This is a genomic window from Pedobacter gandavensis, from assembly GCF_032677645.1.
Lineage (GTDB): Bacteria > Bacteroidota > Bacteroidia > Sphingobacteriales > Sphingobacteriaceae > Pedobacter > Pedobacter gandavensis_A.
Window position 1 is genome coordinate 34,628 of the sequence record NZ_JAVTSB010000006.1, and the last position, 14,326, is coordinate 48,953.

The 14,326-nt window shown below is 43.1% G+C and carries 9 protein-coding genes; 5 read left to right on the forward strand and 4 right to left on the reverse strand.

The genetic code is table 11. The annotated features are described in order from the left end of the window. Positions 1 to 36: 36 nt before the first annotated feature. Positions 37 to 402, reverse strand: coding sequence for a helix-turn-helix domain-containing protein (locus R2Q66_RS11090; protein WP_316748843.1), 366 nt, complete (start codon positions 400 to 402; stop codon positions 37 to 39). 99 nt (positions 403 to 501) lie between these two features. Between R2Q66_RS11090 and R2Q66_RS11095 the strand changes: the two genes are divergently transcribed. Next, on the forward strand, positions 502 to 1,935 hold the full coding sequence (locus R2Q66_RS11095; RefSeq protein ID WP_316748845.1) for an MFS transporter: 1,434 nt from the start codon (positions 502 to 504) through the stop codon (positions 1,933 to 1,935). Positions 1,936 to 2,052: 117 nt separating this feature from the next. On the opposite strand, the gene R2Q66_RS11100 is transcribed toward R2Q66_RS11095, so the two are convergent. Together R2Q66_RS11100 and R2Q66_RS11105 are read right to left on the reverse strand one after the other, a co-directional pair. Further along, a complete protein-coding gene (locus R2Q66_RS11100) occupies positions 2,053 to 3,372 on the reverse strand; it encodes a hypothetical protein (protein WP_316748847.1) in 1,320 nt (439 codons plus the stop codon). Between the two features lie 6 nt (positions 3,373 to 3,378). Beyond that, a complete protein-coding gene (locus tag R2Q66_RS11105; RefSeq protein WP_316748849.1) occupies positions 3,379 to 5,712 on the reverse strand; it encodes a glycoside hydrolase family 3 N-terminal domain-containing protein in 2,334 nt (777 codons plus the stop codon). A 235-nt stretch (positions 5,713 to 5,947) separates the two neighbouring features. On the opposite strand from R2Q66_RS11105, the gene R2Q66_RS11110 reads away from it, so the two are divergent. The 3 genes from R2Q66_RS11110 (at position 5,948) to R2Q66_RS11120 (ending at position 10,578) form a co-directional block, all read left to right on the forward strand. After that, positions 5,948 to 8,299 carry a GH92 family glycosyl hydrolase gene (locus tag R2Q66_RS11110; RefSeq protein ID WP_316748852.1) on the forward strand — a complete coding sequence of 784 codons (2,352 nt, stop codon included), beginning with the start codon at positions 5,948 to 5,950 and terminating at the stop codon, positions 8,297 to 8,299. A gap of 295 nt (positions 8,300 to 8,594) precedes the next feature. Next, a complete protein-coding gene (locus tag R2Q66_RS11115) occupies positions 8,595 to 9,761 on the forward strand; it encodes a mandelate racemase/muconate lactonizing enzyme family protein (RefSeq protein WP_316748854.1) in 1,167 nt (388 codons plus the stop codon). 28 nt (positions 9,762 to 9,789) lie between these two features. Beyond that, a complete protein-coding gene (locus R2Q66_RS11120) occupies positions 9,790 to 10,578 on the forward strand; it encodes an SDR family NAD(P)-dependent oxidoreductase (RefSeq protein ID WP_316748856.1) in 789 nt (262 codons plus the stop codon). A gap of 4 nt (positions 10,579 to 10,582) precedes the next feature. On the opposite strand, the gene R2Q66_RS11125 is transcribed toward R2Q66_RS11120, so the two are convergent. Continuing rightward, positions 10,583 to 11,449 (reverse strand): AraC family transcriptional regulator, encoded by an 867-nt coding sequence (locus R2Q66_RS11125; RefSeq protein ID WP_316748858.1) that lies wholly within the window; start codon positions 11,447 to 11,449, stop codon positions 10,583 to 10,585. A 138-nt stretch (positions 11,450 to 11,587) separates the two neighbouring features. On the opposite strand from R2Q66_RS11125, the gene R2Q66_RS11130 reads away from it, so the two are divergent. Beyond that, on the forward strand, positions 11,588 to 14,323 hold the full coding sequence (locus tag R2Q66_RS11130) for a DUF1553 domain-containing protein (protein ID WP_316748860.1): 2,736 nt from the start codon (positions 11,588 to 11,590) through the stop codon (positions 14,321 to 14,323). The last annotated feature ends 3 nt before the right edge of the window (positions 14,324 to 14,326 follow it).

Below are 14,326 nucleotides of genomic sequence, written 5' to 3' on the forward strand. Positions count from 1 at the left end.
ATAGCGGTTTTTTAGGGTTGCCAGCTGATGCTTTGATTATCTGGTTAGGTTGCAATAATTGTCATTCCAATCGGTTAAAACCTGGATTACCGGAAGTAAGGTAATTCCGATTTCAGTGAGTTTATATTCCACTCTGGGTGGAGATTCCGCATAAACTTTCCTGCAAATGATCCCATCGCGCTCCAATTCCCGGAGTTGTATCGTTAGTGTGGTTTGTGCAATGTCGTCCATCTTTCTTTTGAGTTCGCCAAACCTCGAGACGCAGTCGTCCGCTATGATTTTTATCAATACCATCTTCCATTTACCGCCCATGATTTTGAGCGCATTTGTCACGGCACAGTTATTTGTTGAATATTCGTCTTTTACAACTTCCTGGTTATAAGCATTGGTATTGTTTTCCATACTAAGTATCATTTTGTTAACTACTTGCCGTTGTTTACAAGTCGGGGGATATTTGAGGCCACAACAAGGCGTATTGTCTTGTTCAATTCTCCTTAAATTATGATCAGTCAAATTAATAACAAACGGTCTCTATACGTTCTTTCCGCGGCAGCTTTTCTATCCGTCCTGGATATTTTTATTGTAAATGTAGCACTTCCAACCATTAAAAAAGATATCCATGCGACAGATGCAGATATTCAGTTGGTGATTGCCGGTTATTTATTGGGCTATGCCGTGTTTCTGATTACGGGTGCCAGAGCCGGAGATTTCTATGGTAAGAAAAAGGTGTATGTGATTTCTATGTGCTGTTTTACGATTGCTTCCTTACTGTGTGGCATCGCGCAAACGCCCCTGCAACTCAATATTTCGCGTTCCCTGCAAGGGGTAAGTGCGGCATTTATGGTGCCCCAGAGTCTGGCCTATATTCAGTTACTTTATCCTGACCAAACCATGCGGGCTAAGGCATTGGGTTTTTACGGTAGTGTTGCCGGAATTGCCTCTGTAATCGGGCAGTTTCTGGGTGGTTTTTTACCGGATATACATTTTTCAAATGAGCTGCTTAAGGCTCTGGATGGCTGGAGACTGATTTTTCTGATCAATATCCCCCTGGGAATTGCTGCAACTTATACAGCCTTTCTTTTTTTAAAGGAAAGTAAAACAGAGCGCAAAGGCAGTTTTGATCTTTCCGGAGTGGTATTGCTGAGTCTGGCGCTTTTATGCCTGGTGTATCCCTTGATCCTAGGCAGGGAACTGGGCTGGCCTTTATGGAGCATCGGACTTTTAGTGGCTTCTTTCCTGCTGTTGTTTTGGTTTGTGAAAGATCAACAGGTTAAAATGAAAAGAGGTTTAAGTACTTTAATCAACATCAGTTTATTCAGCTATAAAGATTTTACAATAGGTCTTTTTATCGCCTTATTCTATTTCATTGCTCAGGATTCGTACTTTTTAATTACAGGATTGTTGTTGCAGGATGGCTTAAATGTGAGTTCGTCTGAGACGGGTTTATTATTTGTTGCTCAGGGAATAGGTTATGTTTTGGGCGCGGTAGGTTCTGTTTCGTTGATCAGTAAACATGGGAAAAAGGTAATCCAGGCAGCGGTGTTACTGATGATGACGGCCCTGGTTTTACATGTGGTTCTTTTTAATATGGCAAGCTTAGACTGGTATTTTTCTTATCCGCTGTTGCTGTTGTACGGCATGGGATGTGGCGCCGTATTGCCTTCTATTATGTCGCTGGCTTTGCAGCGTATTCCGGGAGATCTTGCCGGATCTGCTTCAGGCTTATATTCGACGATTCAGCAGACCGCAATTGCCCTGGGCATTGGCCTGACAGGCGGTACTTTTTTCTCTTTTTTAGGAACGGAAACCAGTAAAACAGCTTTTGTAGATGCTTATATGAGCGCAACCGGGGTAAATATCCTGGCTTTGTTGGCGGTGTTGTTTTTGCTATATAAGCTTCCGAAGCAGGTGCAGGCCGGAATTGTCATCAAATAAGGGGTTTTGTTAGTGGCGTTTTTTATGGGTAAAAAAACAGCAGTAAGCCTGGGCTTACTACTGTCCGACAAACATAACTAACCTATTATGTAGATTTTAAATAACTGTGTTCCGTATTTATTTAGTTTTCTGTTGATTTGCGGCTGCCCAATCCTTGAACTGTAGGATTGCTTTGCTCAATACACCTGCAGATCCTTTAAACTTACCTGATCCGTCAGGGATATTTCCTTTGCCATACCACTCGTAAAAGCCCTGGTTTTTGACTACACGATCAATCATCGGACGGACCTCTTCATAGGCCTCCTTTACAAAACCATTGGCGATGAGCTGCTGGATCATTCTTCCGCCGAACCAGGTCCAGTCACCACCATTTTGATAAACATATGGTTTGGCCATTCCTCCTGTGAAAAAGCCAGCAGGGTAGGTCGGGTAGATGGTTAAACCAATGCTAGGCATACCCGAAAGTTTTACGTTTTCTACCATTTGCTTGTTCACTGTTGCAATCTCTTTTTTAGAAAGCAATCCGGCTTCTATGGCAACTGCGGTGCCACCATGGTAATGGATCGCGTTTTCATCAAATCCAGCGGGGATAGGTGATTTTCCAGGATAAATATGTGGGATGAACTTCTGGTTTTTTGTATCCCAAAGGTGTTTTCTTACGTTTTTGTGAAGGTCTTGTTCTAGTTTGGCCCATTGCTTTGTTTTCTGTTGGTCTGGCACAACTTTGATCAGATATTGCAGGGCAATCATGAACATGGCATTGTCGTACACATCAATGGCTTCATTAGACAGTTCGTTCCAGTCGCAACCAAAGGTGTCGTTTGGTTGTACGTCGCCCCAATCGGCAGTCATCGCTCCCCAAAGTAAACCGTATTTTTTGTTGTAGCGTTCGCGCAACAGGTAAGCAATCATCTTTTCCATTCTGGCTAGTACCGAGACACCGGCTACTTCTTCCTTTAATATCGCAACATCTCCCGTCTTTTGAATATATTTTCCTACTAACTGGATTAATGAGGTTTCCTGATCAGTTTCGACCGTGTTTTTAAAGCCAACATGGTTTGGTGCTGCATCGGAGTAATATGGGGTATCATCGTTCCAGGTGAAATCCTTTTTGACTACATAACCGTCTACCATTTCATCGTTTTTCTGCTGTAGTGCAAAAAACATCAGGATGGCTCCCCGAACATCTTCTTTGGAACGAACATCCAGAGAAGTTTCAATGAGGGTATTAAAATCACGTGCCCAGATCTGAGAGTAACCGCTTCCAGCATTGAAGCCCTCTTTAATGATGCCTTTTGCCAGATTATCGACCATGGTTAAGGAGGAATCTGCAAGGATTTGGGCAGCGAGGTCTTGCTGTTTTTGCGCTTTTCCCTCCGAATGGCATCCGAATACTAAAAAGGCACCGGATAAAATGTAAAGTGTATGTTTTCTCATGTTTGGTTATAGTTGTTTTTGTAGTTGAATTTGATCAGCGCCTGATCCGATCAGGATAGTGAAGGTACTATTAGGCTCAAATACCTTTTTCATATCCTTATTAATGACAGACAGATCATCCCTGGTCAGGACAAATTCTACCAGTTTTGATGCTCCGGATTTGAGGGTAATCCTGTCGAAATTCTTCAATTGTTTAACGGGTTGTGAGGTTGATGCAAATTGATTTTTTAAATAAAGCTGGACAACCTCATCGCCATCATAAGCTCCGGAATTTTTTAAGGTAAAGGATACCTTATAATTGCCATTCGGATCTGCTTTGCTAATATTTAATTGGTCATAGGCAAAGGAGGTATAGCTCTTACCATAGCCAAAAGCATAGAGCGGGGTCGCTTCCTCTTCTACATAACGGTGATCTAATGGACTTTTTCGGTTGTAATGCACAGGAATTTGTCCGACACTTCGGGGTATTGAAATTGGTAATCTCCCGGCTGGATTATAATCTCCAAACAGCACATCTGCAACCGCAGCACCACCTTCCTGGCCAGGATACCAGGCACACAATAAGGCATCTGCATTTTCTTTAGCCCAGTTCATGTTTAATGGTCTGCCTTGTATGTAAATCACAATAAGTGGTTTTCCGGTTTTCTTTAACGCCCGTAATAATTCCATTTGTTTGCCTAATAAATCCAGCGTAGCGCGGTCGAAACCTTCCCCACTTTCCATATCTGAGACCGTTTCTATAGAGGCAATTGCGGCACCTGTCGCGGCGTATTCCGTTTTAAAGTCACGGGCACTAGAGCCACCTACTACGGCGATGATTACATCTGATGCTGCTGCAGCTGAGACAGCCTCAGGGATATTGGTATTAGTAGTATCACGGATCGCACAACCCTTAACATAGGTAACCTGTGCATCCGATAGCTTGGAGCGGAGACCTTGTAATACGGTAATCACGCTTCCTTCTGCCTGTGGGGAGGTATAATCGCCTAACATATTATATACATTATCTGCATTAGGGCCAACTACGGCAACTTTCAAACCTTTTTTCAGTGGGAGTATACTGTTTTTATTTTCTAACAGGATGATCGATTCTCTGGCAACCTGACGGGATAGCCCGATGCTTTCTTTCGTTTTGATCTCTTTTTTAGCTTTTTGTGTATTTACAAATGGGTGTTCAAATAAGCCCATTTCGAATTTCAGGCGGAGGATCCTGGAGACTGCGGTATCAATAAAACGCGCTTCCACTTTTCCTTTTTCTACTGCTGCGATCAAGTTCGGGTAAGCGTTTCCGCCCAGATCTGCATCTAAACCTGCGGAAATCGCAAGTGTAGCTGCTTCGGTATAATCCCTGGCAATACGGTGACTTCCCTTGATGCCCTCAATACTTCCTAAATCAGAAACGGTAAAACCTTTAAATCCCCATTCTTTAATTAAAATATCAGTTAGTAAGAAGCTGTTGGAACTACAGGGAATACCATCTATGGAGTTGTAGGCGGCCATAATAGACCTGGCGCCGGCTTTTACCGCAGCTTGAAAAGGGGGAAGGAAATACTCCCGAAGTTCGCGTTCTCCAACACTGGCAGCGGCTCCATTATGCCCTCCTTCAGGTATGGCATAGGCTACAAAATGTTTGAGTGTGGCTATGGTACTGTAAGGATCAGCCAGTTTTCCTGCGCCTAAACCAGTAATGATAGCCGTGGCGAGCTTTCCTGTTAATACCGGGTCTTCACCGTAACTTTCTTCTACACGGGACCAACGCGGATCACGTGATAAATCTAACACCGGACCGTAACTGATATGAGCGCCTTGCAGGCGGACTTCTTTGGCAACGACTCCGGACATGGTTTTTAATAAGTTTTGGTTCCAGGTCGCAGCTTGTCCTATGCCCGTTGGAAATACGGTAGTACCGATAGCCATATGACCATGAGGCGCCTCTTCTGCCAGAAATATCGGAATCCCAAGACGCGTATTCTTTAACATATATCGCTGTAATTCATTTGCAGCTTCGGCCGACATTTCGGGATTAAGACCTGTTGCCAGTGTTTTTTGTGTCCATGGGTCGGCTCTGAAAGTTGCCCAAAGCATGCCAATCTGTTTTTCGGCAACCAGGTCTTTGAACTTTTGAGATACTTTGACCTTGTTTCCCTGTTTTTCGTACATTTCCCATCCCAGCGGGCTCAATAACTGACCTACTTTTTCTTTAAGGGTCATTCTATGAATCAAATTTTTAGTCCGGATCTCTATAGGCTGACTGGCATCTTTATACAGTGGCTGCTGGGAAAAAGCAGTCAGGGAAAGAGGGAAAAGGGCACAGTAGGTTAACAGGCTTCGTCTATTCATGAGTTTGGTTCTGGAATGTATGTACATACAAGTATAGTGAAATTTAAATATTACGCCTAAACAATTGTTTTTTTATCTTTCCTGAGCTGGCTATGAGTTGTACAGCTGTTTATTATCCCGATTATTTGAAAGTCAGGCGGATTTCAAATATATTTGAAAACTATGTATGTACATTTAATGTGCCTGGCTGCTGCGATTTGCCTTCGCAGGAGTAGAACCTAAACCTTAGACCCTGATGAAAAAAATTCTTTTATTGTCCTTAATTAGTCTGCAAACAATAGTACTGTATGCACAAAAGGATCTGGTTCAATATGTGAAACCGAATATCGGATCTGCGCATAGCCGGTATTTTTTCTATACACCTGCTGCGGTTCCATTTGGGATGGCCAAATTAGCGCCAAGTACCAATGGAAGTGAAGGAAACGCGTCAGGATGGGAGGCGGTAGGCTACGACGACCGCCATCGTTCCATAGAAGGTTTTGCCAATTTCCATGAGTTTCAGATTGGTGGGATTGTATTTGCACCGACTGTTGGTCAATTGAAAACCTATCCCGGTAAATTGCAGGATAAAAGCTCCGGATATCGTTCTTCTTTTGATAAGGCCGATGAGTTTGCTACAGCCGGATATTATCGGGTATTATTAAAAGATTATGGGATCAAAGCGGAACTCACGGCTACCGAAAGGGTGGGATTTCATCAATATACTTTTCCGGAAACGGATTCTGCCAATGTGATTTTTGACATTGGCCACAAGATGGGCGAAAGCGGACCGGTGTTGGATGCGCAGGTAACTTATGATGGGCGTTATATCTATGGATATGTGGTTACTAAACCAGTCTATGTTCAGAAATATCAGGAAGGGGCAAATGTGACCATGTATTTTTATGCGGAACTGGATAAAACGCCCTCTGCTTATGGCACATTTATCGACCAGCAGCAGTTTGAAGGACAAAAAACGATAAAAGGAAAGGGAGCTGGCGTATACCTGAGGTTTAAAACAAAACAAGGGGAGAAAATTGGCATCAAAACCGGTCTTTCCTATACTTCTGTAGCCAATGCGAAACTGAATCTGACAAAGGAAGCCACTGGACTAACCTTTGCAAAGGCAAAAGATCAGGCGATTCAAAACTGGAACAAGGCATTGGGTCGGATTGAGGTTAAAGGCGGACTGCTGCCAGATCGGATTAAGTTTTACACCGGATTGTTTCACGCACTTTTAGGTAGAGGATTGGCGGATGATGTGAATGGTGCTTATCCTAAAAATGATGGCAGCATTGGTCAGATTCCCTTATTGAAAAATGGCAAGCCTGTGCACCATCATTACAATACAGATGCAATCTGGGGTGCATTCTGGAACCTGACTCAGCTTTGGGCGATTGCCTATCCCGAATATTATAATGACTGGGTACAAAGTCAGTTGTTAGTTTACAAAGATGCGGGTTGGCTTGGTGATGGTATTGCGAATAGTAAATACGTATCTGGTGTGGGCACAAATTTCACCGGACTGGCCATTGCCGCTGCTTACAATGTAGGCATCCGCAATTATGATGTTCCATTGGCTTATGAGGCGGTACGAAAAAATGAACTGGAAGCTACCGGCCGTATTCCCGGAGCAGGGAAACTCGACGTAGGTGTTTTTGTGGAAAAGGGGTACTCTCCTTATGTAAAAGACCAGAGCGGTAATCCGGAACTCAATACCCAAGGTTCTCCTTTTGGGGCTTCTCATACCTTAGAATATTCTTTTTCTTCTTTTGCTGCGGCACAATTTGCGAAGTCATTAGACAAACAGGCAGATTATAAACAGTTGTCTAAACTTTCCAAAGGTTGGAAATTACTCTATGATCCAGCTACCAAATTTATCAGACCTAAGGATGCAGCAGGTAAATTTCTGGATAAATTTAATCCTTTCGAATCCTGGAGGGGTTTTCAGGAAGGCAATGCCTGGCAGTATACTTTTTATGTACCTCATGCTCCGGAAGAGTTGGTTAGCCTGGTTGGAAAAGAAACTTTTAGCAATCGACTGGACAGTATTTTTACCATTTCCCGGCAGAACTTGTTTGGCGGAGGAAAGCATATTGATGCCTTTGCAGGAATTGAAGGGTTGTATAACCACGGAAATCAGCCAAACCTACATATTTCCTGGTTATTCCATTATGCCGGAAGAGCAGATCTGAGTCAGAAATGGGTGAGGGCCATTTGCAATGAATTTTATGGGACGGATGGCATCCATGGTTATGGCTATGGTCAGGATGAAGATCAGGGACAGTTAGGTGCCTGGTATGTATTGGCTGCAATGGGTCTTTTTGATGTAAAAGGACTGACTGCTGCTGAACCTTCTTTTCTAATCGGTGCGCCATTGTTTGAAACGGTAAGAATTAAACTTCCTAAGACCTTACGTAAAAACGATTTCCTGATTAAAGTTCAGCAACAGGATCCAAATCATCCTTATATCAAAAGCGGAACGCTTAATGGGCGTCCTTTGACTGAGCTGTCGCTTAAATTTGAGGAACTGAACAAAGGTGGGGTGCTGGACATGGTATTGGATAGTACTCCTGTTGATCGTTTTACGGTTTCCCGTAAAGAATAACCAGGGAGAGTCACTAGTTTTGAGGACTCGATCAGTAATCTAAGAATTTAATTAACCCCCCAATTTAATTAAAAACAGAGTGGCCGTATTACAACTCTCGATACGGCCTGCTCTTGTTATCTTTAATCCCCATACCTGCACGGGTTTCAATTTTCATTAAGCCCTAAAACAAGAAAATAGCTGGTAATTCGGGTGGCTATCGGAAATTTTCACTAATCTTACGGCCATTATGTTTAGTAAGCCTAAACTAATTGATAAACCTAAGAACCATTAATAAACCTAAAACGCTGTTGAAATGAAAATTACTGAGGTAAAAGTCTGGCTGGTAGAAGGCGTTAAATACAACTGGACGCTTTTGAAAATATATACCGATACCGGGCATACCGGAGTAGGGGAAGCGACCAACTGGCCGGGAAGTCCGATTGTTTACAATGCTGTAAAACATGTGGGCGAACGCATTATTGGATTAGATCCAATGAGAACCGATTTTATCTGGACTAAGCTGTATCGCGACCTCAACTGGATGGGCCCGTTTGGTGCCAGTATGTGTGCCATAAGTGGCATCGATATGGCCTTGCTTGATCTAAAAGGAAAAGTATTGAAAACACCTTGTTATGAATTATTGGGTGGAGCTTTTCGCAAGGATATTCAACTTTATGCAAATTACTGGTTTACTGGTGGTGGTCATAACATCGCCGACTATGTATCACAAGCATTAAAAGTAAAAGAAGCCGGTTTTACCGGTTTAAAATTCGACCCCTTTGCGCATACGAACTACCTGTATGGAGAAGACCTTTCGAGTAACCTTCAACTGACAACCAAACAGCAAGACCTCGCTTTTGATTTAAGTAAGGCAGTTAGGGAGGCTGTAGGGCCTGATTTCGACATTATGATCGAAACTCATGCCATGCTCAATTATCGTGTAGCCGTGAAAATGGCGCAGCGTTTATCCGAACTGGATATCACCTGGTACGAAGAGCCAGCAGGGCCGGAAAGCGCGGATACCCTAAAAGCCATGCGTGATAGAATTCCCTCTAACGTATCTATTTGTGTGGGAGAACGTCATTATACCCGACATGGAATCCGTCCGTTACTGGAGAAAAACGTATGCGATTTCATCATGCCAGATATTACCCGCTGCGGTGGCCCTTCTGAAATGAAACGCATGGCAACCATGATGGAGGCCTATAATGTATTACTGGCTCCGCATAATCCCAATGGCCCATTGTCTACCCTGGCTTCTGCGCATGTTTGTGCTTCGGTACCTAATTTTTTCCGTCAGGAGTTTATGTTTAACGATGTACCCTGGAGGGATACCGTGATTACCTACCCGATTAAAGACATGATTAAAGACGGGCATTTGCATTTATCAGATCGTCCCGGACTTGGCGTAGATTTGGTTGAAGAAGAAATGGAAAAGCATCCGGGAATAGTGCTGCCCAGACCAGGTTTTTACGTTTAATCAGGAGTTTAGGTTTAATAGGATAACTATGTTTGAAATCAATCTTAAAGGGAAAGTTGCCCTGATCAGTGGCGTCACTTCTGGCATCGGCTTTGGCGTTGCGAAGATGCTGGCAAAAGCCGGATGTGCTATTGCAGGCTGTGCAATGGAGCAACAAGATAGTGCAGCGGCGAAATGTTTTATAAAAGCGGTTAAAGCGGAAGGTGCCCGTGTATGGTATCAACAGGCCGATGTTACCCAACCTCTCGAAATGGAAGCTTTTTTAAAAGAGGTGCTGTTGCAATTTAACGGCCGCATAGATATTCTTGTTTCTAATGCCGGGAAAAACTTCTTTGAAGGTGCCCTGGATTGTGAGGAATCGGAATGGCAGCAAAATATGGACCTGAACCTCTCTTCGCATTGGCGATTAGCCAAATTGTGTAAACCTTATCTGGAGCAAAATAACGGGCTAATCATCATCATGACCTCCAATCATGCTTCGGCAACCATACCCGGATGTTTTCCTTACAATGTGAGTAAAACTGCTTTAACCGGTCTGGTCAGGAGCCTCGCTATAGAATGGGGGCCAAAAATAAGAACGGTAGGAATTGCCCCCGGATTTATTGATACACCAGGAAATCAGGATTGGTTTGATTCCTTTCCGGAGCCTGAAAAAGAAAAACAGCGGACCATTAATTTGCATCCGGTAAAGCGTCTGGGCACACCGGAAGAGATCGGTGGCTGGTGTGTTTTTATGGCCAGTGAATATGCAGCTTTTAGTAGCGGAACCACTTATTTGATAGATGGGGGACGAAGTGCGCTCTTACAGGACAGCTAATCTATTAAATCTTTAGGTTCCGTTTGAATTCCGAAGGACTGACTTTTGTGCATTGTTTAAAGTTTCTGTTGAAATTGGTCAGGTTATTAAAGCCGGATAGAAAGCAGATTTCTGTCATACTTAGCTGATCATTGAACAACAGTTTGCAGGCATGCCCAATCCGAACTTCGTTTACAAAATTGGTAAAGGTTTTTTGCGTACGTCCTTTAAAATACTTGCAAAAGGCCGAAGGTGTCATATTCGCCAGCGTTGCCACAGTCTCCAGGGAGATGTCTGCCGTGAAATTGTCCATGATGTGTGCGTAAATCTTATTGATTCGCTGCATATCTTTCTGATTGTGTGGATTGGTATAACCGATACTGGAAAGACATTTATATTCTTTTGTTTCTGAAATCAGATTGATAATGCTTAATAAATGGATAATTCTCCGCAATCCATTACTGGCCAGTAACTCCTTCAACAGGAGGATTACCTGTTTTTGAGTGTCGCCAAATACACGGATGCCACGTCCGATATCCTGCAATAATTCATGGAGCTGTGGTATTTCCTTGGAATTTATAAACTCCTCATTTAACCAATCCATTCTGAAATAAGTCACAATAGCAGATACAGGTTGCTTATTATCTGGTTCATAGTAGGACTTGTCATTGTACATCACGTGTGGTAGGTTAGGGCCGATCAGTACCAGATCTCCTTCCTCAAAATTCTCAATACTGTCGCCAACAATCCTTCTCCCTTTGCTTTTGGTGATCAAAACCATCTCATATTCTTTATGGAAATGAACAGGGTTGCTCAGGTTTTTGACATTGATTTCCTTAACGAAAATCGTATGCCTTTGTACGGTGTTGGTTTCAAGTAGAAGTGGTTGCATTTGTTAAATTTGCAACTTTTTAACCAAAATCTAATATTTTAGACAATATAGTGTCAGCTTTAGCCAAAAAAAGTTTTGTTAGCCCTAATAATTGGTGGTATTTTTAGTTAACACAAATAAACCAAACCAAAATTAACCATGAAGTTCTTAAGTAATAAGAAACTGTGGGTGCTATGCATACTATTTGTATTAGTCATTTCGGCAGTTCTGCTGATGCCCTATGAAAAAACGGTCGACTTCAATACGGAGGTAAAACCGATCATCAACAAGAAATGTATCTCCTGTCACGGAGGTGTGAAAAAGCAAGGCGGGTTCAGTTTTCTATTCGAAAAAGAAGCCCTCTCAGCAACCAAAAGCGGAAAGCCAGCCATTATCCCCGGAAATCCTGAGGATAGTGAGATGATCAAACGCCTAACTTCCAAAGATCCGGAATTGAGAATGCCTTATAAACATACGGCATTAAGCGAGGAGGAGATTGATATTTTCACCAGGTGGGTAAAACAAGGTGCCAAATGGGGCGACCATTGGGCTTATTTGCCAGTCAAAGAAGTTGAAGTGCCTGATGTGGATGAAGACTGGGGGAGAAATAATATCGATAAGTTCATTCTGGCAAAGCTGGAAGAGGAAAAACTGAAACCATCAGCAGAAGCAGATAAGCCTACTCTATTGAGAAGGGTAAGTCTTGATTTGATCGGAATGGCTCCTTCAGAATCTTTGGTTCAGCAGTATTTTAAGGGAAAAGATGCCGATAAAGCTTACGAAGTTTTAGTAGATTCTTTACTCGCGTCCCCTCGTTTTGGCGAAAAATGGGCCTCCATGTGGCTGGATGTAGCGCGTTATGCGGATACCAAAGGATACGAATCTGATGCGAATAGAAACATCTGGCAATACCGCGATTGGGTAATCCGCGCATTTAATACGGATAAGCCTTACAATGAATTTATCACGGAGCAGATTGCCGGAGATTTCTTTGTAAACCCAACCGACGACCAGTATATCGCTACTGCTTTCAACAGAAACACGATGAGTAACGATGAGGGTGGAACCAATAATGAGGAATTCAGAGTTTCCGCAGTGATGGATCGGGTAAATACCACCTGGGAGGGCTTGTTAAGTACCACTTTTGCTTGTGTACAATGCCATAGTCACCCTTACGATCCCTTTAAAGACGATGAATATTATAAATTCATGGCCTATTTTAACAATTCCAGGGACGAAGATCTGGCTTCAGAATATCCGTTATTGAGACAATACAATGATTCGTTGAATAACAAATTAACCTCATTAACCAGCTGGGTCAAACAAAATGCCTCAGAAAGCAAATCAAAAGAGCTGCATAAATTCCTGAAAACCGGGCAACCGAGTATTAACTCTACCACCACCGATAAGTTGGTGAATGCAGTGATCGGGAACAACAATATTGCACTTTTCTTTAGAAACAATGCAGTTGCCCGGATTGAAAAGGTAGACCTGGAGCAGGTGGATCAATTGATCTACCGCTACAACTCCGGGAAAACCGGGGGTAAAATGCAATTGCGTTTAGATCGAAGTGATGGGCCGGTATTTGCCGAATGGAATGTTCCGGCAACCCAGGGTGCTCAAAATCTTCCGGTAGATTTTAAGACGCAAAAGGGGGTACATGATGTTTACCTGAGCTATTATAATCCTACGGCGACGAATAAAGAAGAGGTGGTTGTCACTTTCGACTGGTTTCATTTCGGTCAGCAGTTTCCCGGGAAAAACAAACCCGGTTATGCGGAAAATAAACAGACTTTCTGGGCATTACTAAATGCCAATGTAAGGACGATCCCGGTAATGGTAGAAAACCCAGACAACAGGTTACGTAAAACTTACGTTTTTGAGCGTGGTGCATGGACTTCGCATGGTAAAGAAGTGCAGCCAGGCGTACCAAAAACATTGTCGTATGCTATGCCTGCAAATGCCCCAAAAAACAGAATGGGACTGGCCATGTGGTTAACAGACGTTAAAAACCCATTACTTTCCAGAACTATGGCCAACAGGTTATGGGAACAGCTGTTCGGGACCGGAATTGTGGAAACATTGGAAGATATGGGAACGCAAGGGATGACCCCGAGCCATAAAGGACTGCTGGATCACCTATCCTGGGAGTTGATGCACGACTATAAATGGAGTGTAAAAAGAATGATCAAAGAGATGGTGATGAGTGCAACCTATAGACAGGATTCCAGATTAAGCGATGAGATCAAGGAGAAAGATCCTTTCAATAAGTTGTATGCCCGCGGCCCAAGAATGAGGTTAACCGCAGAACAATTACGCGATCAGCACCTTTCTATCAGCGGTATGCTGAGTACTAAAATGTATGGGGTAGGGGTTACGCCATGGCAGCCGGAAGGGATCTGGAGCTCTCCTTATAACGGTGATCAATGGAACAATGCAACCGGAGAAGATCAATACAGAAGGGCGATTTATACGTATTGGAAAAGAACCTCTCCTTATCCTTCCATGATTGCTTTTGATGGTGCAATGCGTGTAGCTTGTGCACCGCGTAGAATCCGTACCAATACACCTTTGCAAGCATTGGTGACGCTTAATGATGGCGTCTACATCGATCTGGCGAAACATTTCGCCACGCGGATGCAAAAAGAAGGGGGTAAGGAAGTCCTGAAACAAATCGCTGCTGGTTATCAGAATATGTTGTATAGGCCAATTCCAGCGCAAAAACTGAAGATATTTAATGAGTTATACCGTAAGGCTTTAGCAGATTATAAAGTGAATCCTGCTAAGGTTACGGAACTAATGGGTGCCACTGAGAATAAGAGTCCGGAGAATGCCGCACTGGTAATCGTCGCAAATGCAATGTTAAACCTTGACGAGGTAGTCACAAAAAACTAAAAG

Bases quoted from the DNA above. Each gene is read 5' to 3' on its own strand.
- R2Q66_RS11090 (WP_316748843.1), bottom strand. From the start codon at position 402: ATGGAAAACAATACCAATGCTTATAACCAGGAAGTTGTAAAAGACGAA.
- R2Q66_RS11095 (WP_316748845.1), top strand. From the start codon at position 502: ATGATCAGTCAAATTAATAACAAACGGTCTCTATACGTTCTTTCCGCG.
- R2Q66_RS11100 (WP_316748847.1), bottom strand. From the start codon at position 3,372: ATGAGAAAACATACACTTTACATTTTATCCGGTGCCTTTTTAGTATTC.
- R2Q66_RS11105 (WP_316748849.1), bottom strand. From the start codon at position 5,712: ATGAATAGACGAAGCCTGTTAACCTACTGTGCCCTTTTCCCTCTTTCC.
- R2Q66_RS11110 (WP_316748852.1), top strand. From the start codon at position 5,948: ATGAAAAAAATTCTTTTATTGTCCTTAATTAGTCTGCAAACAATAGTA.
- R2Q66_RS11115 (WP_316748854.1), top strand. From the start codon at position 8,595: ATGAAAATTACTGAGGTAAAAGTCTGGCTGGTAGAAGGCGTTAAATAC.
- R2Q66_RS11120 (WP_316748856.1), top strand. From the start codon at position 9,790: ATGTTTGAAATCAATCTTAAAGGGAAAGTTGCCCTGATCAGTGGCGTC.
- R2Q66_RS11125 (WP_316748858.1), bottom strand. From the start codon at position 11,449: ATGCAACCACTTCTACTTGAAACCAACACCGTACAAAGGCATACGATT.
- R2Q66_RS11130 (WP_316748860.1), top strand. From the start codon at position 11,588: ATGAAGTTCTTAAGTAATAAGAAACTGTGGGTGCTATGCATACTATTT.